At 58.5% G+C, this 18839-nt stretch carries 19 protein-coding genes, 1 tRNA gene and 1 pseudogene; 13 read left to right on the forward strand and 8 right to left on the reverse strand.

What is annotated here, in order from left to right; all coding sequences use genetic code 11:
• Window positions 1–90 precede the first annotated feature (90 nt).
• The 5 genes and pseudogenes from ALP8811_RS04960 to ALP8811_RS04975 all read left to right on the forward strand — a co-directional run bounded on the left by ALP8811_RS04960 (window position 91) and on the right by ALP8811_RS04975 (window position 5107).
• Entirely contained in the window at window positions 91–1332 is a 1242-nt protein-coding gene (locus tag ALP8811_RS04960; RefSeq protein WP_108856053.1) for an NAD(P)-binding domain-containing protein, read from the forward strand.
• A gap of 12 nt (window positions 1333–1344) precedes the next feature.
• Entirely contained in the window at window positions 1345–2514 is a 1170-nt protein-coding gene (locus tag ALP8811_RS04965; RefSeq protein WP_108856054.1) for an NAD(P)/FAD-dependent oxidoreductase, read from the forward strand.
• 62 nt (window positions 2515–2576) lie between these two features.
• Window positions 2577–3632, forward strand: a pseudogene (locus ALP8811_RS04970) (PLP-dependent cysteine synthase family protein); the annotation flags it as partial.
• A gap of 123 nt (window positions 3633–3755) precedes the next feature.
• Window positions 3756–4094, forward strand: coding sequence for a glutaredoxin (locus tag ALP8811_RS16420; RefSeq protein ID WP_281260716.1), 339 nt, complete (start codon window positions 3756–3758; stop codon window positions 4092–4094).
• Window positions 4095–4144: 50 nt separating this feature from the next.
• A complete protein-coding gene (locus ALP8811_RS04975) occupies window positions 4145–5107 on the forward strand; it encodes a DMT family transporter (protein ID WP_181363693.1) in 963 nt (320 codons plus the stop codon).
• 154 nt (window positions 5108–5261) lie between these two features.
• Here the strand turns inward: ALP8811_RS04975 and ALP8811_RS16555 are convergent, their stop codons facing one another.
• The gene (locus tag ALP8811_RS16555; protein ID WP_108857436.1) at window positions 5262–5372 is read right to left on the reverse strand and encodes an integrase core domain-containing protein; all 111 of its coding nucleotides are present in this window, start codon (window positions 5370–5372) and stop codon (window positions 5262–5264) included.
• Window positions 5373–5642: 270 nt separating this feature from the next.
• Here ALP8811_RS16555 and ALP8811_RS04985 point away from each other — a divergent pair, with 270 nt between their 5' ends.
• The 7 genes from ALP8811_RS04985 (at window position 5643) to ALP8811_RS05015 (ending at window position 11821) form a co-directional block, all read left to right on the forward strand.
• Window positions 5643–7157: a sensor histidine kinase gene (locus ALP8811_RS04985; protein WP_245924569.1), complete on the forward strand. Its 1515-nt coding sequence runs from the start codon at window positions 5643–5645 to the stop codon at window positions 7155–7157.
• Entirely contained in the window at window positions 7154–7759 is a 606-nt protein-coding gene (locus ALP8811_RS04990) for a response regulator transcription factor (protein ID WP_108856057.1), read from the forward strand. The genes ALP8811_RS04985 and ALP8811_RS04990 overlap by 4 nt, the downstream gene beginning before the upstream one ends.
• Window positions 7760–7866: 107 nt before the next feature.
• Window positions 7867–8349 carry a GlcG/HbpS family heme-binding protein gene (locus ALP8811_RS04995; RefSeq protein ID WP_108856058.1) on the forward strand — a complete coding sequence of 161 codons (483 nt, stop codon included), beginning with the start codon at window positions 7867–7869 and terminating at the stop codon, window positions 8347–8349.
• A 55-nt stretch (window positions 8350–8404) separates the two neighbouring features.
• Entirely contained in the window at window positions 8405–9070 is a 666-nt protein-coding gene (locus ALP8811_RS05000; protein WP_108856059.1) for an ankyrin repeat domain-containing protein, read from the forward strand.
• Window positions 9071–9466: 396 nt separating this feature from the next.
• Entirely contained in the window at window positions 9467–9757 is a 291-nt protein-coding gene (locus ALP8811_RS05005) for a DUF3489 domain-containing protein (RefSeq protein ID WP_108856060.1), read from the forward strand.
• Window positions 9758–9789: 32 nt separating this feature from the next.
• Window positions 9790–10194, forward strand: coding sequence for a DUF2924 domain-containing protein (locus ALP8811_RS05010; RefSeq protein ID WP_108856061.1), 405 nt, complete (start codon window positions 9790–9792; stop codon window positions 10192–10194).
• 1 nt (window position 10195) lies between these two features.
• Window positions 10196–11821, forward strand: coding sequence for a recombinase family protein (locus tag ALP8811_RS05015; protein ID WP_108856062.1), 1626 nt, complete (start codon window positions 10196–10198; stop codon window positions 11819–11821).
• Window positions 11822–11992: 171 nt separating this feature from the next.
• Here ALP8811_RS05015 and ALP8811_RS05020 read toward each other — a convergent pair.
• From ALP8811_RS05020 to ALP8811_RS05050, 7 genes are all read right to left on the reverse strand, one after another.
• A tRNA-Glu gene (locus ALP8811_RS05020) sits at window positions 11993–12067 on the reverse strand.
• A gap of 88 nt (window positions 12068–12155) precedes the next feature.
• Complete coding sequence (gene recJ, locus ALP8811_RS05025; RefSeq protein WP_108856063.1) at window positions 12156–13904, reverse strand: single-stranded-DNA-specific exonuclease RecJ; 1749 nt, start codon at window positions 13902–13904, stop codon at window positions 12156–12158.
• A complete protein-coding gene (locus ALP8811_RS05030; RefSeq protein WP_108856064.1) occupies window positions 13901–14452 on the reverse strand; it encodes a cysteine hydrolase family protein in 552 nt (183 codons plus the stop codon). Before ALP8811_RS05030 ends, recJ begins: the two co-directional genes overlap by 4 nt.
• Window positions 14452–15423, reverse strand: coding sequence for a class II fructose-bisphosphatase (gene glpX, locus ALP8811_RS05035; protein WP_108856065.1), 972 nt, complete (start codon window positions 15421–15423; stop codon window positions 14452–14454). The genes ALP8811_RS05030 and glpX overlap by 1 nt, the downstream gene beginning before the upstream one ends.
• A 100-nt stretch (window positions 15424–15523) precedes the next feature.
• Window positions 15524–16285 (reverse strand): ceramidase domain-containing protein, encoded by a 762-nt coding sequence (locus ALP8811_RS05040; RefSeq protein WP_108856066.1) that lies wholly within the window; start codon window positions 16283–16285, stop codon window positions 15524–15526.
• Between the two features lie 84 nt (window positions 16286–16369).
• On the reverse strand, window positions 16370–17662 hold the full coding sequence (locus ALP8811_RS05045) for a homoserine dehydrogenase (RefSeq protein WP_108856067.1): 1293 nt from the start codon (window positions 17660–17662) through the stop codon (window positions 16370–16372).
• Between the two features lie 108 nt (window positions 17663–17770).
• A complete protein-coding gene (locus tag ALP8811_RS05050; RefSeq protein ID WP_108856068.1) occupies window positions 17771–18058 on the reverse strand; it encodes a hypothetical protein in 288 nt (95 codons plus the stop codon).
• Between the two features lie 157 nt (window positions 18059–18215).
• On the opposite strand from ALP8811_RS05050, the gene ALP8811_RS05055 reads away from it, so the two are divergent.
• Entirely contained in the window at window positions 18216–18803 is a 588-nt protein-coding gene (locus ALP8811_RS05055) for a TetR/AcrR family transcriptional regulator (RefSeq protein WP_108856069.1), read from the forward strand.
• The last annotated feature ends 36 nt before the right edge of the window (window positions 18804–18839 follow it).

The following is an 18839-nucleotide window of genomic DNA, read 5'->3' on the forward strand; positions in this document are numbered from 1 at the left end:
AAGGGACCGCCGCCGCACACTGCACACCGCACAATCTGTCTCGCAATGGGCCCACCGGGTTCTGTTGCTCTCGCCAGAAGGATTATAACGATGAAACGCTCAAATACAGTCATTATCGGGGCGGGACAAACCGGTCTCGCCATGAGCCGAGAGCTGTCAAAGCGCAGCATAAACCACGTCATTCTGGAACGCGGGCAAATCGCCAATAGCTGGCGCAAAGAGCGCTGGGATTCACTGCGCCTGCTGACCCCCAACTGGATGAATGGTTTGCCCGGTGCGCCCTATTTAGGCAGAGATCCCGAAGGCTACATGCCCGTCAACGAATTCGCGGACGATCTGGCCGGTTTTGCCGCCGCAAACCGGGCCCCTGTGATGGAGGAGACTTCAGTTCTCGGTGTCTCGCCCTTTGGCGTAGGATTCCGGGTGCAGACCGATCAGGGGGCAATCGACTGTGAAAACGTCGTCGTCGCAACCGGGGCAGCGTCCCGTACCAGCCGACCTTCGTTTGCTCAGGATCTGTCCGCAAATATTACCCAGTTATCGCCCTTGGACTACAAGCGCCCCAACGATCTGCCGCCTGGCAGGGTGTTGGTGGTTGGCGCCTCTGCCTCTGGCACCCAGATCGCCCGGGAAATCCACAACTCCGGTCGGGACGTAACGATTGCCGTGGGCGAACATGTCCGCGTGCCACGCAGCTATCGCGATGCTGACATTCTGAGTTGGATGGAGATAACCGGCCGCTGGGGCGATCGCTATGACGAGGTTGAGGATCTCGACCGTCAGCGGGGCGTACCCTCTTTGCAATTGACCGGTCAGGCCGGGACGAACCCGCTCGATCTCAACGCCCTTCAGGACATAGGCGTTGAAATCGTTGGCCGCATGGCTGGCGTTCGCGACAACACCGTGATGTTTTCCGGTTCGCTCGCAAATGTTTGCGCTGCTGCCGACCTGAAAATGAACCGTCTGCTCAACGGGTTTGACGATTGGGCGCATGAGAATGGGCTGTTCGACAAAGTGGATGCCCGCGACCGGCCAGCCCGTACCCGTGTCCCCGATGCGCCGCGCCTTTCAATTGACTTGGACCGCGAAGGCATTGGCACGGTGATTTGGGCGACCGGATACCGTCCTGATCACAGCTGGATCGATCTGCCTGTCTTTGATCGTAAAGGGCGCATTCGCCACGACGGAGGCTTCGTTTCGCCGGGCCTTTACGTCATGGGGTTGCCGTTCCTGCGCCAACGCAAATCGACCTTTATCGACGGAGCCGCCAACGACGCCCGCGACCTTGCAAATCACCTCACTCGCAACCTCGGCCTGATCAAGGCCGCCTGAAGGAGAAATCATATGAACAAGAGAGTTTTCAAGCACAGCCATTACGATGCCGTCATCATCGGTGCCCGCTGCGCAGGGGCCGCGACCGGCATCGAACTGGCGCGCGCCGGTGCGCGGGTGCTGCTGATAGATCGTGACGAACCCGGAAATGACACTTTGTCCACCCACGCGTTGATGCGTCCGGCGATTAGCCTTCTGAATGATTGGGGCGTGCTGCCCGATATCGAAAAGGCAAAAACGCCTTTGGTTAGTGTCACCAATTTTCACTACGGGGCCGAAAAGATATCGGTGGATATCAAGCCAGACGGTGCCATTAAGGGACTTTACGCTCCACGACGAGGCATTCTTGACCGGTTACTTGCCGACAAGGCAGTTGACTTTGGGGCCGAGTTACACACCGGAGTAAGCTTCCAGTCCGCCAGCAAGGATAGCCAAGGCCGTGTGTGCGGAGCGCATTTGGTCACCGCAGACGGACGGCAAATGTCGGTATCCTGCAATGTCTTGATCGGGGCGGATGGTCGTCAGTCCACTGTGGCCAGCGCGGTCGGTGCCGCGACACAAGTCGAAGGGCAGGAACGTTCTGCCGTCGTCTACGGGTACTTCGACGAAATTCCCAACGACGGCTACCGCTGGTTCTTTGGGCGTGACAGTTACTCCGGTGCAATTCCGACAAACGCAGGCGCTCACTGTGTCTTTGCAGCGGTGCACCGGGACGCTTTCAAGGACCGGTTCGGTCCAGATCCGCTTGCTGGTATGCAGTCAGTGGTTGCCGAATGCGATCCAGATCTTGCCCAGCATCTGCAGCGCGGCTCTACCGATGGCCGATTGCGCCGCTTTGGCGGGGCACCAAGCCATATGCGGGACTGCGCCGGGCCGGGATGGGCCCTTGTTGGCGACGCCGGGTATTTCAAAGATCCGGCAACGGCTCATGGCATTACGGATGCCTTCCTTGATGCGCATCGCTTGGCACAGGCACTCGGCGGCAATCCTTCCAACCCATTGGCGTATCAGCTCCAACGCAACGCCCAAAGTAGGCGGCTATTCGACATCACACAAAAAGTTGCCGCGCTGAACTGGAACCATTCGTCGCTGAAGGCTCTGCACCGTGACCTCAACCTTTGCATGAAGGCGGAATACGCCGAATTGCGCGGTCCAAATGCTGACGCGGCCCAAGCTGCATAAAGGGGAAGAACATGAACATTCTGGCACCTCTCAATTCCCTTCACAGCGATGTACGTCAACTGCTGTCCGAACCAGATCATGCGCGCGACCGCCGCGGCTTCGGACCCAGGGCATCCATCCTTGATACAGTCGGTGATACGCCTGTGGTCAGGCTCAACAACATCGGACCGGCCGATGTGGAGATTTTCGCCAAGCTTGAAAGCTTCAACCCGCTTGGATCAGTCAAAGACCGAGCCGCGCTTGGCATTATCGAGGCCGCAGAAAGATCCGGTGCTCTCAAACCCGGTCAGACCGTGGTCGAAGCAACGTCGGGTAATACGGGCATCAGTCTGGCAATGGTCTGCGCTCAGAAAGGGTATCCGCTTGTCATCGTGATGGCCGAGAATTTCTCGGTCGAGCGGCGTAAACTGATGCGGTTCCTTGGGGCCAAGGTTGTTCTGACCCCGGCCTCAGAAAAGGGCAGTGGCATGTTGTCCAAGGCAGAAGAACTGGCCAGAATCCATGGCTGGTTTCTGAGCCGCCAGTTTGAAAACGCCGCAAATGCAAAAGTTCACGCTGAAACGACAGCCCGGGAAATTCTGGCTGACTTTGGAGAGACCGGTCTTGATTACTGGGTGACGGGCTTCGGGACCGGGGGCACTTTGCAGGGGGTGGCGCGCATCCTCAAACAGCAATCCCCCGAAACGCGGATCATCGTGGCTGAACCGGACAACGCGCAGATACTCGCTAGCGACATCCGGCAGCTTGAACCGGGCAAAAGCCACCCGCGCTTTCGTCCCCATCTTATGCAGGGCTGGTCACCGGATTTTGTCGCGCCATTGGCTTATGAGGCGTTGTCCGACGGCCTGATCGACGATTTCGCACCTGTTTCGGGTAAGGACGCATTGCGCTTGGCAAAAGATCTGGCGGTGCGCGAGGGCATTCTTGCTGGAATCAGCAGTGGTGCAACTCTGGCCGCTGCTTTGAAGATCGCCGAAAGCGCTCCTGCAGGTTCCAGGATACTGGCCATGATCCCCGACACCGGGGAGCGCTATCTATCGACGCCGCTGTTCGAAGACATCGCCGAAGACATGTCTGTTGACGAATTGGCGATATCGGCCTCCTCGCCCGGATTTCGCTTTGGTCAGCCACAAGCATCGACACCTTCGGCGTCCGCGCCCACCGCTGCGGCACCAGAGGTCGACGAGAGAGCCAAGGCTTTCGTTGAAGAAGCAGTTCGCGACACCAAAGAGCCGGTTGTCATATTTGCGCTGGAATGGTGCGAATTCTGCTGGTCGGTGCGCAAGCTGTTTGCAGCCGCAGGTATCAGCTACAGATCGGTCGATCTGGACTCCGTGGAGTTCTCTGGCGGAACGGAATTTGCATCCAAAGTGCGCGCGGCACTGCTTGTGAAGACCGGCAGCCCAACCATTCCCCAGATCTTCGTCGACGGAACACATATCGGCGGTGCAACCGAGACGTTCGACGCAATCAATGACGGATCGCTTGCCGACAAGCTGAAACGGGTCGGTGTAGCAGTTCGCCATGACGATATCGGCGACGCCTACAGCTTCCTGCCCAAATGGCTTCATCCCCGATAGCGCTAAGGACCATCAAATCATTGACACTAGATCACGAAAGGATCGAACAAATGTCTCTTCTTCACTGGGCCTTGATTGCCATGATCGGAACGATTTTTGGCGCATCGTTTGCTTTAAATGAGGTGCTTCTGGATGAGTTCGGCCCCCTCACCATTTCAATGCTGCGGGTTTGTGTGGGCGCAGCGGGCTGTTGGGCTTGGGCAATCGCGTCTCGTAAACCGATGCGTTTGGATCTCAGCACGTTAATTGCGGTGGTTGCATTTGGATTCTTCCAGTTTGCTATGCCTTTTGCAGTCTTGCCACTTGCACAGGGTCAGATCACATCCTCGGTCGCAGGAATTGCCAATGCAATGACCCCAGTTATGGTGGTGATCGTATCGCACTTCTGGATCGGCGGAGAAAAGGCAACGCTTCGGAAATCAATCGGGGTTGGTCTCGGGATGGTGGGAACCGTCATTCTGTTGACTGGCGGCCCTGAGATCGGGATATCCGATTGGCGGTTCGCCCTGTTAGCAATGACCGCCCCGCTCAGCTATGCGGTCGGGTTGAACATCGTCACCAAGCTAAAATCGATCGATCCCGTCGTCACAACCACATGGGCGATGACGGGAGGTGCGTTCCTTATAACACCGTTTGCTCTTGTCACTGACGGCGTGCCCCACGCAACAGATCCGAGTGTCCTGACCAGCGTGGCTTTTTTTGGGATCGGCCTGACGACGCTACCATTTCTGATGATGTTCACAATTCTGCCCCGCGTCGGGGCAACCAACCTATCTTTAGTGACGTTCGTCGCGCCGGTATCTGCGCTTACAATAGGTGCCTTTGCCCTGCACGAGCCCACTGGCACCTCGCAATTTGCTGGCCTCACACTGATCATGCTAGCGCTTGTCACTCTTGATGGCCGTCTGCTCGGAAGGCTATCCAGATTGGAGAAGTCAAGGCCGCAACAAGGTCGTTTAGACAGGCCCCACCAAAGCGTCATCACCGCCCATTCGCGGAAAACTGAAAACTGAGCAAGCGTGGTCCAGCATACTCATGGGCCGTGCACAGGGTTCTGTCAGAGGAAATCCGGTTGAGACGGGCAAGGCGCTAATCTAGCGTTCAGTGAAGTGGTCCCACCTTTTCGGACAGTTTTGCAGCGTATCTAAGGTGTATCGTTTTTAGGTTTCATGCTGCTTTTTGCTGATCCAAGCCAGCCCAATATGCATCATCCGGCGTTCGGCGATCAAGCGCGGAATGGGGCCGCTCAGTGTTGTAGAACGTGATCCAGTCCTTGATGAAGCGTCAACCGACCAACCCTACCAATTGATCGAACGGCCGGTTCAATAAGCACACCAGGCCTTCGTGACACACGCGGCGATCGGCTGCGAAGAGTCCAAATTTACGGATGCTGCAGGCTGTATCAATGGCGGTTTTTTTGCCCCGAAGATACTGTGAAAATGACAGGTCCTTTCGATACGGTGTCTCAATCAAATTGTCATCGCGGCAAAGCCTGGTCACCGTAGAATTACGGATTGGTGTTTGCACGCGCACCTGCGATGATTAGAAATGACCGTAACACGCCCAAAAAAATTCCTGCAAAACGCTTTGCTATTGGCGTGTGCCGTCGCGCTCGTGCTCTGCGGTTTGGCGTTCTTTGAACGGCAAAATCTCGTGAGTGAACTGACGGTCAAAAGTCAAACGCTGCATCGTCTGGCTTCTCAACGCGCAGATCAGCATGATGCGCATTTAACATCGTTGTCTGCGATTTTTGTGGCAGGCGGGGTGGCGCGGCAGGATTTGTTGCTCGACGTGGCCGCGACGATCAAGCGGTTTTACCCTCGGATTACGTCGGTGAATGTCGTGCCATACGATCCTTCCCAACCCGTGATAGAAACGCAGCCCGGCCTTTCTGCACAGGCGAGGGATCGCGTCGTTGAACTGGCCCGCCGCTCGACCGGGGCGTTGCAAGTCGGGCAATTGCCCGACGTGCCAGATCACTACCTGCTCGTGAAACGTACACCCAATTCGGACGCCGCACAGTATGGACTGGCGCTTGTGATCGATGCCCGCGGGTTGGTCGCCACCGACGATCCGTTTTGGGACGCGCCTTCGGCGTCTTTGCGTCTTTCAACGCCGGACAGCCAAACAGCATTGGTGGGGCAACTTCAGTCACAAGAGGCCGGGTTTTCCAAGCCGCTTGGTAGTGCGTCTCAGCCGTTGGTGTTTGAGACATCTTTGGCCGTTGGTCTGTCTGACCTCTTGCCGTTCAGAAAAGTGCTATCTGTCATTGCGCTGGTCACGGCGCTCCTTCTGCTGTCAGCTTTCGGTTTCAAACAACGCGCGCGCACTAAAGACGCGGAAAATCGCGCCAAGCTCAGCGCGCAGGAAACCCGGTTGGCCCATGCCTCACGCGTCAATGCGATGGGAGAAATGGCCAGCGGCATGGCGCATGAACTCGCCCAACCATTGACCGCGATCCTGAGCCAAGCACAGGCTGGCCGCCACATGGCGCGGCGTGGTGATGTTGACCGTCTTGCTACGGTGTTGGACGACACGGTTTCACAAGCGCAGCGTGCGGCGAATATCCTTGAGCGGCTGCGGCGGTGGAGCAAACCGAACCGTGCGCCATCAGAGGTTTGTTCTGTTCATGAAGCCGCGCAAAGCGTTCAAAACCTGTTAGCGCTCGAGGCGAAGACGAAGGGTGCTGCCATTACCCTGTCGCTGCACGGCGATCCGCTCTTTGTGGATGCCAATCCGGTCGAGCTGGAACAAGTTGTATTTAATTTGGTGCGCAATGCGCTTGATGCCTCGGACGCGGCAAAGGTCACGATCCGCACGCTGGTCGATGGGCGCTTCGTCATATTGGATGTCAGCGATACCGGGCCCGGGGTGCCTGACCACCTCAAGCCCCGCATCTTTGAACCATTCGTGACAGACAAGCCGGATGGAACCGGGCTTGGCCTCGCGCTGTGTCATAGGCTGGTTGAGGAAATGGGTGGTGATATCATGCTGCTGGATGACACGGCCCAGACCACGTTCCGTTTGTCCCTGCCGCTCTCAAACAAGACGGAGGCATCATGACCAACCACGTCTACCTCGTGGATGATGATGAGGCGGTCCGCAGCGCCCTCAGCCTGTTGTTGGAAACTGTCGGGCTGACTGTGCGCAGTTTTGCGTCTCCTGAAACATTCTTAGCGCAAACGGCTGACCTGACGCCGGGGTGTCTGATCCTTGATATACGGATGCCTGCGATTTCAGGTCTGAAACTCCAGGAAAAGCTGACTGAAAAGGGCGTGACTTGGCCCACTGTGATCATCAGTGGTCACGGCGACATAGAGGCGTGCAGGCGTGCGTTTCGCAATGGTGCTGTTGATTTCCTCAGCAAGCCGGTGGACGAAAATGACCTGATCGACGCGATCCAGAAGGGTCATGCAGAGCTTGAAAACCGCCAACAGGCGTCAGCGGAACGCGCAGAAGCCGTGGCGTTGGTGCGGCACCTGTCCGCGCGGGAAAGAGAAGTGTTGGAGATGATCGCAAAAGGGCTGACCACAAAGCAAATCGCAGATGCGCTGACCCTGTCGCCACGCACGGTCGAAAGCCATCGCGCAGCGATTGCAGCCAAAGCGGGCACATCTTCAGCGGCGGAGCTTACGCGTTATTGGCTGGATGCACAGGCAGACTAACGACTGGGTCGGTAGAACTACGGACAGCCGTGTGGATGCTACGAATATCGCGGGTCATGGCGGGGCATTAGAACCGAAGCATCAGTTCAACAAAAGGAAACACACCAATGATCCGTTCTATTGCTCTTGCGACCGCGCTGCTCACACCCATCGCCGCCTTCGCCCAAGACCTGCCCACCGCTCCTTACCTGCCGCTTGAGATGGCAACCACAGCTGCCCAAGCCACCGTCGCTGCATGTTCTACCGAAGGTTACAATGTCAGCGTTGCAATCGTTGCGCGCAGCGGTGAGACCAAAGTGCTTTTGCGCGCGGATAATGCGGGCCCACACACTGTCGGTTCCAGCACAGGCAAAGCATTCACGTCCGCCAGCATGGGCCGTGACACGGCAGGTCTTGCGGGCTTTATCGGCGGCAACCCTGAAAATGGCGGTCTGCGCGACATGGACAGCCGTCTGGTGATCCAGGCTGGCGGTTTGCCCATCCGGATCGGTGGTGCATTGGTCGGCGGCATCGGGGTCGGTGGCGCGCCATCCGGCGCGATCGACGAGACATGTGCTCGTGCAGGTCTTGACGCAATCGGCGCTGAATAAATTACACGGCCTGTCCCTTCAGCGGGGCGGGCCATTCTACTTGAAAGGTAACATCATGTTTCGTTCCCTCCTGTTCGCCTTGACCATCGCCGCCGCCGGGTCTGCCCATGCGCAAACGGCCCCATCTGCCTCAGACATCGCATCTTACACAGGCTTACACCATGCCGCCCACGAGGGTGACGTGGATGAAATCAACCGTTTGATCGCAGCAGGTGTCGATGTGGATGTCCGAGATCGATCACGGCGCACGCCCGCACATGTCGCGGCCTTTGCATCACATGATGATGTGCTGATCGCACTGGCCAATGGTGGAGCGGATATGAACGCGCTCGAAAATCGTGTCTATGACGTATTGACCATCGCAGCCGTCGCGAATGACCCGGAAATGGTGTCCCTGGCGATAGAGCTTGGTAACGCGCCAGACCTGATCACCAGCGTTTACAACGGCACAGCCCTGATCGCTGCTGCCCATCTTGGACATCACGATGTGGTCGCGCGTCTTGTCGAAGGTGGCGCACCACTGGATCATATCAACAATCTGGCGTGGACGGCACTGATTGAAGCGGTCGTATTGGGCGACGGAGGCCCTGACCACATCAAGACTGTGCAAATCCTCGTCGATGCAGGCGCAGACAAATCCATCGGAGATCGCGATGGAGTCACGCCGCTGCAACATGCCATATCCCGCGGCTACGCCGAAATGGTCGAAACCCTCAAGTAAGCGTTTGGCTATGACCCGATTAAGACGGTGATCTTTCAGAGCAGCCGCGCATACCAAGCTTGTTGCAACCTTCCTATAGTCGCCGTTAGCGCAACTGCGGCCAATTGGCGCTTTGTCCCGCATTGCAGACATCTACGCAAACCGCAGCGAATGACCGCTCCCCGCCCTTCGCGCCGGACAACGCAGATTTCACGGAGGCTACGTAAAGGCTCTTTCCAGCCGTTGTGTGCATTTGATGTCATGGTCCGTTTGAGAGCAGTCTTGCACTATTCCGGCTGGACTTCGCGTGCCGCGCAAGCGTGACTGCGCAAGCCCCGAATGGGTGGCCCGGACTTCCGGGTTTTGCTCAGTACAAGGGGCCGGATTGGCTGGCCCCGGTATTGAGAGGGTCCGACCATGGCGACCAAATCGAAAGCACATAGTACAACGGCGCGAGTGGCCGATGCAACGGGACCGCTGTCTCACAAGAATTCGACAAAACGCACAACCAAGAAAGTCAGGCTTCTGGCGCTTCTGAAGCGGAAAGGCGGAGTAAGTGTCGCGGTGCTGCAAAAGGAATTCGGCTGGCAGCCACACACGGTGCGGGCGGCAATCTCCGGAGTGCGTGAAGCCGGGATGACGGTGGAGTGTACGCCGGGCAAGGCTGGCTCGGTCTATCGGGTCGTTAAGCCGGCGGATGCACATTGAGCGTGCGGACAGCAATTGATGACCTCCCAGACATGCTCCGGGAAATCGCGACGCTGGATCGGGGCCAGTGCCAACTTAGCTGGCGCCGCGCTTTCAAATCAGATCCGCCCAGGTACCTCTCGATTCCGTTCATGCAGCGGGTGCTGGCGCATGATTTGCAGTGCCGGAAGCTTGGTGGCCTTTCTGCTGCCAACAAGCGGGTCCTGAAGGCCGTTCTGGCGGGCGGCGACGCAAATGAAGCAGTCCAGAATGTTGGCGAAGGTGCGACTCTGGTGCGGGAATGGAATGGTCGTGTGTATCGGGTGCAAGCCGTTTCCGAAGGTTATGTGCTGGATGGTAAGACCTACAGGTCTCTGAGCGCTGTGGCTCGTCACATCACCAGTGCGCATTGGAGCGGGCCAAGGTTCTTTGGGCTAACCCAAAATCGAAGCGCCTGACTTGGGACGGGTCCGCTGCGCCATCTATACCCGCAAATCCACCGAGGAAGGGTTGGATCAGGCGTTTAACTCCCTCGATGCCCAGCGGGAGGCCTGCGAGGCCTACATCGCGAGCCAGAAACTCGAGGGCTGGGAGCTGATCGATCGGCCTTTTGATGACGGTGGAATCTCTGGTGGTCATCTGGATCGTCCGGCACTGCAACGCTTGATGCAAGATGTTGATGATAAGCAGGTTGATCAGATCGTGGTCTATAAGATCGACCGGCTGACTCGGTCGCTGGCAGACTTCGCCAGGCTGGTGGATCGGCTGGATGCGGCGGAGGCGTCGTTTGTGTCTGTGACCCAAAGCTTCAACACCGCGACCAGCATGGGGCGGCTGACCCTGAATTTACTCCTGAGCTTTGCCCAGTTCGAGCGAGAAGTCACGGCCGAACGGATTCGCGACAAGATCGCGGCCTCCAAACGGAGGGGGCTTTGGATGGGGGGCAACGTGCCATTGGGCTACGATGCCGATGGGCGGACGTTGAAGATCAATGAGGGTGAAGCGACCCTGATTCGCACACTCTATGATCTCTATGAGACGCATGCTGCATTGAACATCGTGACAGAAGAGGCCGCGCGGCTTGGCATCCGGTCACGCAGGCGGCAAACCAAATCCGGTGACTGGCGAGGTGGCAATATCCTGTTGCGTGGGCACATCCACTATATCCTCACCAACCCGATCTACGCCGGCCGCATTCCACATAAAGGCCAGATCTTCGAGGGCCAGCATCCTGCGATCATCGAGCCGGAACGCTGGCAGAGGGTCCAGGATCAGTTGAGCGCCAACTCTCCCAAACAGAAGGAACCCCATCCCCACAAGACCAGCCCATCCCCGCTGGTCGGCAAATTGTTCGATGAGCGGGGTGAGCGCCTTTCGCCAAGCCACACCAGGAAACGAGGACGGCGGTATCGCTACTACATCTCTCGCGGCTATGCCACCGGGCGCAAGGACAGTCTGAAGGGTAAGGAATGGCGGTTGCCTGCAGAGCGGCTTGAGAGGTTCGTTGCCCAGGCGATCCGAACTCACCTGTCGGGTTCCATTGGCGGTGATCTTATCCCCAACGTGGCTGTAGAAATCATACAACGACTGCAAGATCTGAAGGATTCCGATCCGTTGCCGCTTCTCGGTTTCTTGCGTTGGGCAACGATCGGGGAGGGCGCTCTGGCTCTTGAATTGGATGGGCAAGCACTAGGGGCGGAACTGGAGGTTCGGCAGGGCGACATTAATTCCGAGCAACTCAGCTTCGAGGTTCCCTTCATCCAAAGGCGCTGCGGTGCAGAGGCCCGTTTTGTCATGTCCGGTTCGTTGGCAACGACCGACCCGGCCCTAATCGCCAATATCGCCCGGGCCAATGCCTGGCTGGATCGGGTCAGGCTGGGCGAGACATTTGACGAGATCGCCAAAACCGAATCCACCACCAAAAAGCGCGTTCAACAAACCCTGAAGTTCGCATTTCTGGCACCTGACGTCGTGCGCGACATCCTTGCTGGGAAACAGCCCCAAGGCCTCACATCCACATGGATCGCGACCCATGCCATCCCGGTTGAATGGACAGATCAGCGGGCGCTAATCGCGACGCTCTGAAATCCCAAATGCAAACTAGTAAGAAAAATTTGGCCGACAGAGACACTCGGTCCATTGACCGTGAAATCATCTCCATTCCACGGTCTCGGCAATCCATATGCATGCGCAAGCTATTGAAACCACGCACAAATTTGCGGTTCAAGCTGGAAACGGGAGTTTTGAAGGGGAAAATGGCAGCCCGTAGGGGAATCGAACCCCTCTTTCCAGGTTGAAAACCTGGCGTCCTAACCGATAGACGAACGGGCCACTCTGTGGTGAGGGGTTTCTATGTCAAACCCCTATGCCGTGCAAGAGGCATTTTTACTTTTTTGCACTTTGAGAAAGTATATGATTTTCAGGCTCTTGCAGCGTCATCCAGACGCAGTTGAGGGCTGAGCCGCCCCTGCCATTGATTCACTTCGAGTCGTCCCGCCAAGTGGAATCTTGCGCCGCCATGCTGTTCCAGTATCGGGCCAAGTGGCCCATCAAAGGCGCCAAAGGCAATTGCGTCGATCCGCGTGCCAAGCCCGTCTCCAAAACTAATCTTCAGATGGTTTTGGCCGACGCGTTTTGCGAACAGGATCTGAACATCTGGAAAGGCGAACCGTGGCGCAGGGGCTGAGGCACCGAATGGGCCAGCCTCTTCGAGTTTTTCGATCAGATCGACGGATGCTGCGGACGGCATAAGAATGCCATCCAGTTTCAAATCGGCCGCCCCCAAATCCCCGGCACCTTGCTTTGCCATCAGCTCGGTCAGGCGCGCCATTGCGGGTTCCAACTTATCGCGGCTCAGGCTTAGGCCCGCAGCCATTTTGTGCCCGCCGCCTTTCTCGATCAGCCCGTCTGCAGCCAGCTTCTGGATGGCCGCCCCAAGGTCGATACCAGTGACTGATCGGCCTGACCCTTTGCCATCGGGGCCGTCGAACCCAATGACGATAGCCGGTCGGTTTGTGGCTTCTTTCAAGCGGCTGGCGACAATGCCAACGACACCGGGATGCCAGCCGTCTCCGGCGGCCCAGACAAGCGGTAGATCCAAGCCGCGCTGTTCAGCTTGACCCAGAGCCAGCTCTTGCACGCGTGCTTCAATTTCGCGGCGTTCAGCGTTGAGTTCGTTCAGTTTTTCAGCGATCGAGTGGGCTTCGTTCGAGTCAGTTGTGGTCAGCAATCGTGCGCCCAGATCGGCTTTTCCGATCCGCCCGCCCGCATTCACCCGTGGGCCTAGAAGATATCCCAGATGGTATGCACGCGGCGCTTCATTCAGGCCGGCCACGTCCGCCAGGGCCACCATGCCGGGGCGTGAGCGGCGGGCCATGATCTTCAATCCTTGGCGAACAAGCGCGCGGTTGGCGTCAATCAACGGGGCGACATCGGCCACCGTCCCAAGTGCCACAAGGTCCAGCATTGAAATCAGGTCGGGCCCGGTCCGTCCAGCTTCGCGCAGCAAACGCCCCAGTTCGACCAACACAAGGAAAACGACCCCGGCAGCACAGAGGTAGCCCGGCGCATCGGCTTCGTCCTGGCGGTTCGGGTTCACCACGGCGTTGGCGTCAGGAAGGGTTTCGGCCCCAAGGTGGTGGTCCAGCACGATCACGTCCGCGCCTTTGGCTCGGGCGGCGGCAATTGGTTCGAAACTGAGCGTGCCGCAATCCACGCAGATGATCAGGCTGTGATCGGTGGCCAGTTTCTCCATCGCGGTGGTATTGGGGCCATAGCCTTCCTCGATCCGGTCGGGAATATAGAGCGTGACATTCCGATTGAACTGTCGAAACCAATCGATCAGCAGGGTGGCCGAGGTTGCACCGTCCACATCGTAGTCGGCAAAAACCGCAACCCGTTCGGATTGGTCAAGCGCGGCAAGGATGCGTGCTGCGGCCTTGTCCATATCTTTCATCTTGCGAGGATCGGGCAGAAGCTCGCGCAGGGTCGGATCAAGAAAGCCAGAGGCTTCGTGTGCAGGAACGCCGCGTTGGGCCAGAAGCGTGCAGAGGGCTTCGGGAAGGGTGGTCTGCTGGGCGATGGCCTCGGCCTGACGTTCGACTTCGGCCGTGGGGCCAAGCCATTTGCGACCCGTCAGCGAGCTTTCGACCCCAAGAAAGGCGTTCATGCAAGCACCTGATTGGTCGCGACGACGGTGGCGAACTCGCCATTCAGCTGATCAAGGGCCGAGCTGTGGATCTCGTCCGCTGTCAGGGGGTGTCCCTCACGCCAGCCATGGTTTGCATTGCCGGTGAAGGCTGCACAGGCGTCGTGCACCAAGGTGACATCAAAGCCCAGATTGGCGGCCATCCGGGTAGTGGTCGACACGCAATGGGGCGTCGTCAGGCCGCAGATGGTAAGTTTTTCAATGCTTTGCTTCCGAAGCATTTTCTCAAGCCCTGTGCCGATTAGGGCCGAGTTCACATCTTTGGTCAGCACCGGCTCTCCGTCGCGCGGCGAGACCATGGATTTCAAGGCAACCAATCCGCCATCCGGATTCAACGGGCTGCCCAGGGTAGTCGAGAGGTGCTGAATGTGAAAGACGGGCGCAGAGTGCGCCCGCCAATGGGTTAAAAGCCGGGCGGCGTTTGCCTCGGCATTTGGATTGTTGCGCGTGCCCCAAAACGGGTCGTCAAACCCTTCCTGAATGTCGATCAGGATCAGGGCGCCCAGCATTAGGTAGTTGCAACCGGGTTGCGATAGATCATGCGACGGACCGAACCGGTTTTCGAACGCATCAGCAGCGTTTCGGTGGTCAACCAGCCGGGTTCGCGCTTGATGCCCGACACGATTGAGCCATCGGTGACGCCAGTGGCGGCGAAGATCACGTCGGCGGTGACCATCTCGTCGCGCGAATAGATGCGATCCAGATCGGTGATACCGGCTTTGGCGGCACGTCCACGTTCGTCATCATTGCGGAAAGTCAGCTGACCCCACATCTGACCGCCCATGCATTTCAGTGCCGAAGCTGCCAGCACGCCTTCCGGCGCACCACCGCGGCCCATATACATGTCGATGCCGGTGATTTCGGCTTCGGCGCAGTGGATCACACCAGCCACGTCACCATCGGTGATCAGGCGGATGGCGGCTCCGGTCGAGCGGATGCCTTCGATCATTGCTTCGTGGCGCGGGCGTTCCAGAACGCAGACGGTAATGTCCTTGGTCTCGCAGCCTTTGGCTTTGGCCAGTGCCTCGACGCGCTCTTTCGGCGACATGTCCAAGGACACAACATCCGTAGGATAGCCCGGCCCAATGGCCAGCTTTTCCATATAGACGTCCGGAGCGTGCAGCAGCGTGCCACGCGGAGCCATTGCGATCACGGTCAGTGCGTTCGGCATGTCCTTGGCGGTCAGCGTCGTGCCTTCCAGCGGGTCCAACGCGATGTCCACGGCGGGACCTTCGCCGGTTCCGACTTCTTCACCGATGTACAGCATCGGGGCTTCGTCCCGCTCGCCTTCACCGATCACAACGGTACCTTGAATTTCCAGCAGGTTCAGCTGGTCACGCATAGCGTTCACGGCAGCCTGATCCGCGGCTTTTTCGTCCCCGCGTCCGACCAGGTCGGCGCTGGCCACGGCAGCGGCTTCGGAAACACGTGCCAGACCAAGCGAAAGCATGCGGTCGGCGAAAACGACTTTATCGGCCATAAGGGGCAATCCTCACTGTCTCTATTTGCCTTCCGGTTTAAGGGCCGGTGGGGGCAGGGGCAAGGGCATTACGTGGCGAAAACGGTACCGCGTGCGTGATTCAGGTCGCAAAGCGCAGGTCTGGGCTTCGGATGAGCCCTTGGAACAAAAGCGCGATCATTGTGCCGTTCAAGATATGCCAGATGAAGTGGGTGCCTAGGGGCCAGATTTCACACAGATGCATGTCGAATGTGCGGAAGGTGAGCGAAATCATGAAAATGACGGTGGCGGCTGTGATCCACGGGGCGATCTCGTGCCCGTTCCGGCGGGTCAGGAACGTGAACGCCAGAAGAGCCAGAACAGCTGGCAAATATTGCTCTGATCCGTTGAGAAGGCTGTTTTTCCCGGTGTGATCATGCGTGATCTCGCCCGCAAGGGGTGGCGAGGCTGTCGCGACGTCCTCGGTGACGACGTCTCGGTTGGTTTGGCTGCCAAACCCGTCGCCTCCAAAGGCAACTAAAACCGCGATGAGGGCGACGATCACGGCCAAGCCGATCCCAATGCGCCCAGGTCGAATGCCAGCCACGCGACGCAGGGCGACCAGAACGAACAGCAGGACGAAGGTCCAGATTGGGATCACATCCGCCAGGCTGGACCAGGCGTTGGCAAAAGTGTGAAACAGAAAGCTGCCAATCCCGATCATTCCTGCCAGCAGGATCAAGATCATGGTCATCGGGTCCAGCCGATCCCGACGTTTGGCTTCGATCCACCCCCAGAGGGCCGCAAGAATGAAGGCAAGATTCGAGATCGCATTCAGCGGTTCGGCCCAGAAGGCCGCGCTGACTCGTTCGCAATAGATATCAATCGGGGTGAACCAATCCAAAAGTGTCTCCTATCTCCGAAGGCACTTTGGCTGGACCGGCTGGACCGGTCCAGTGGCAAGCAGACTGACGTTGCGCGAAGGGGTTTACAGCTCTTCGATGCGGATGGCGACGGGATCGCCGTCGACCACACCCGTTTCGGCAAAACCCTTCAGCGCAGCATCCAGCGCATCGCGGGTGCATTTATGGGTGACGACCAGAACCGGGGCGAGTTTCTCGTCATGGCTGGTCTGGCGCATCCGGTTGATCGAGACGCCCGCATCGCCCAGAACGGCGGCCACTTTGGCCATCGCGCCGGGTTTATCCAGCAGCGACATGCGCAGATAGAATGGCGCCGGTTTGGCGGCTTTGGCGCCGGTCACTGGGCGCAGGGTCGACGCGGGTTGCCCGAAGGTTGGGATCGAGATGCCGCGCGCGATATCCATCACGTCGCCCATCACGGCGCTGGCGGTTGGGCCCTCGCCGGCACCGGGACCGCGCAGAACTACCTGTTCTACGGCGTCGCCTTCAACGACGACCATATTGGTACCGCCTTCCAGCTGTCCCAACGGAGAGCTGGCCGGCACAAGGCAGGGCGACATGCGCTGCTCCAGTCCGCGGCCGGTCATCTGGGCAACGCCCAGCAGCTTGATGCGGAAGCCCATTTCGGCAGCGTGTTCAATGTCTTCCAGCTGGATGCGCTGGATGCCTTCCAGCTCGACCGCATCGAAATTGACCTGTGTACCAAAGGCGATCGAGGACAGGATTGACAGCTTGTGACCGGCGTCGATGCCGCCCACGTCAAGGTTTGGATCTGCTTCCAGGTAACCCAGCTCGGCACATTCTTCGAACAGCGCGTTATAGCCGCGGCCTGTGGCCTGCATCTGGGTCAGGATATAGTTACAGGTGCCGTTCATCACGCCCATGACGCGGGTGATCTCGTTTCCGGCCAGACCTTCCAGCAGCGACTTGATGATTGGGATGCCACCGGCGACGGCGGCTTCATAACGGATACGCACGCCCGCCTCTTCAGCGGCAAGGGCCAGTTCCTGCCCGTGATGGGCCAGAAGGGCTTTGTTCGCGGTGACGATGTCTTTACCCGTGGCAATCGCCGCTTCGCAGGCATCCTTGGCGGGGCCTTCGTGGCCGCCCATCAGCTCGACAAACACGTCGATATCGTCGCGCTTGGCCAAGGCCACTGGATCGTCTTCCCAAGCATAGTCCGACAGGTCCACGCCGCGATCCTTGTCTTTCGAACGGGCGGAAACCGCAGTGATTACCACCGGACGCCCGGCGCGATCCTGCAAGAGTGCTGCCTGACGGCGAATGATCTTCACCACGCCGATGCCGACGGTGCCAAGACCTGCAATTCCAAGGCGCAGGGGGGCGGTATCTGTCATGTCGGTCTCCGTCGGCTGTAATATGGTCCAGCGACGTGTAGCCAAAGCGGCAGGGCTGTGCAATCCACGGCGAGGCTGCGCAGCCCAATTTCTTGTGGGGTTTGTGGCTTAACGCCGTGCCAATGCGGCCTGCATTCGTGCGCGGGTCTGCCCATCTACGACCGAGGCGCGACGCAAGCGGTTGGCCCGCGCCCGCAGCGCGGCGGCGCGGCTGGCCAAAGATCCGGTACCGTAGTCGCCCTGATCTGTTGGGACCTGGCCAAGAATGTCGCTCATCGAGATGATCTGAGGGTAGGGGGCGTTTGCCGTCGTTCCAGCAGCAAAATCCGGAATGTCCGAGCACGCCATCAGGACTCCGAACCCCAGAAACAGGCAGGTTTTTAGCGGTCGGGTCATGCGGCGGCGGTCCTTGAAGCTGTCGTCACCGCGACCATAGACAGGGCGGGCGGACGCTGCAAGGCAGCATGGTGTTCCGGACGGATGGCGGCAGGACGTTGCGACACATTTTGGCGAAACACTTGGATATGAACGATTGTTCAGTTACCAATTTCATATGGCGCGTAAAACCGGATCACACAGCGAAATCACAGGCCCCCGCGTTCGCGAGGCGGCGCTGACCTTGTTTGCCCGTCACGGCTTTGCGGCCGTGTCGATGCGCCAGATTGCGCGCGAAGTGGGTGTGCAGGCTGGTGCGCTGTACCTTTACACGAAGGACAAGCAAAGCCTGCTGTTCGACCTGATGCGCTCGCATATGGAAGAGCTGCTGGCGGCGTGGGCGGACGAACCCAAAGGGCAAAGTGCTCTAGAGGCGCTTGAAGCCTTTTCGCGCTTCCACATCCGCTTTCACCTGGAACGTCCCGACGCAGTCTTCATCGCCTATATGGAACTGCGCAACCTGACGGACGAGAATTTCGCCGCGATTGAAACCCTCCGCCGTCAATATGAGGGCGAATTGGAGGCGATCCTGCGCGAAGGTCAAGAGGCAGGCGAGCTGGAATTGTCCGACATTCGCCTAAGTTCCATGGCAATCATTGCGATGCTGACCGGGGTGAACACGTGGTATCGCGAGGGCGGCCGCCTGTCGCGTGAAGCGGTGGCGGATCGCTATTGGGATATGGTGCGCGGAGCGGTTGGCGCTTAGGCTGGACTCTGTCCGCTATCGACCCGATATATAGAA

Origin of the sequence: Aliiroseovarius pelagivivens, assembly GCF_900302485.1 — a bacterium.
Lineage (GTDB): Bacteria > Pseudomonadota > Alphaproteobacteria > Rhodobacterales > Rhodobacteraceae > Aliiroseovarius > Aliiroseovarius pelagivivens.

Bases quoted from the DNA above. Each gene is read 5' to 3' on its own strand.
- ALP8811_RS04975 (WP_181363693.1), top strand. From the start codon at position 4,145: ATGTCTCTTCTTCACTGGGCCTTGATTGCCATGATCGGAACGATTTTT.
- ALP8811_RS05050 (WP_108856068.1), bottom strand. From the start codon at position 18,058: ATGACCCGACCGCTAAAAACCTGCCTGTTTCTGGGGTTCGGAGTCCTG.
- recJ (WP_108856063.1), bottom strand. From the start codon at position 13,904: ATGAACGCCTTTCTTGGGGTCGAAAGCTCGCTGACGGGTCGCAAATGG.
- ALP8811_RS05030 (WP_108856064.1), bottom strand. From the start codon at position 14,452: ATGCTGGGCGCCCTGATCCTGATCGACATTCAGGAAGGGTTTGACGAC.
- ALP8811_RS04990 (WP_108856057.1), top strand. From the start codon at position 7,154: ATGACCAACCACGTCTACCTCGTGGATGATGATGAGGCGGTCCGCAGC.
- ALP8811_RS04965 (WP_108856054.1), top strand. From the start codon at position 1,345: ATGAACAAGAGAGTTTTCAAGCACAGCCATTACGATGCCGTCATCATC.
- ALP8811_RS05010 (WP_108856061.1), top strand. From the start codon at position 9,790: ATGCTCCGGGAAATCGCGACGCTGGATCGGGGCCAGTGCCAACTTAGC.
- ALP8811_RS05045 (WP_108856067.1), bottom strand. From the start codon at position 17,662: ATGACAGATACCGCCCCCCTGCGCCTTGGAATTGCAGGTCTTGGCACC.
- ALP8811_RS05055 (WP_108856069.1), top strand. From the start codon at position 18,216: ATGGCGCGTAAAACCGGATCACACAGCGAAATCACAGGCCCCCGCGTT.
- glpX (WP_108856065.1), bottom strand. From the start codon at position 15,423: ATGGCCGATAAAGTCGTTTTCGCCGACCGCATGCTTTCGCTTGGTCTG.
- ALP8811_RS05000 (WP_108856059.1), top strand. From the start codon at position 8,405: ATGTTTCGTTCCCTCCTGTTCGCCTTGACCATCGCCGCCGCCGGGTCT.
- ALP8811_RS04985 (WP_245924569.1), top strand. From the start codon at position 5,643: ATGACCGTAACACGCCCAAAAAAATTCCTGCAAAACGCTTTGCTATTG.
- ALP8811_RS04960 (WP_108856053.1), top strand. From the start codon at position 91: ATGAAACGCTCAAATACAGTCATTATCGGGGCGGGACAAACCGGTCTC.
- ALP8811_RS05005 (WP_108856060.1), top strand. From the start codon at position 9,467: ATGGCGACCAAATCGAAAGCACATAGTACAACGGCGCGAGTGGCCGAT.
- ALP8811_RS04995 (WP_108856058.1), top strand. From the start codon at position 7,867: ATGATCCGTTCTATTGCTCTTGCGACCGCGCTGCTCACACCCATCGCC.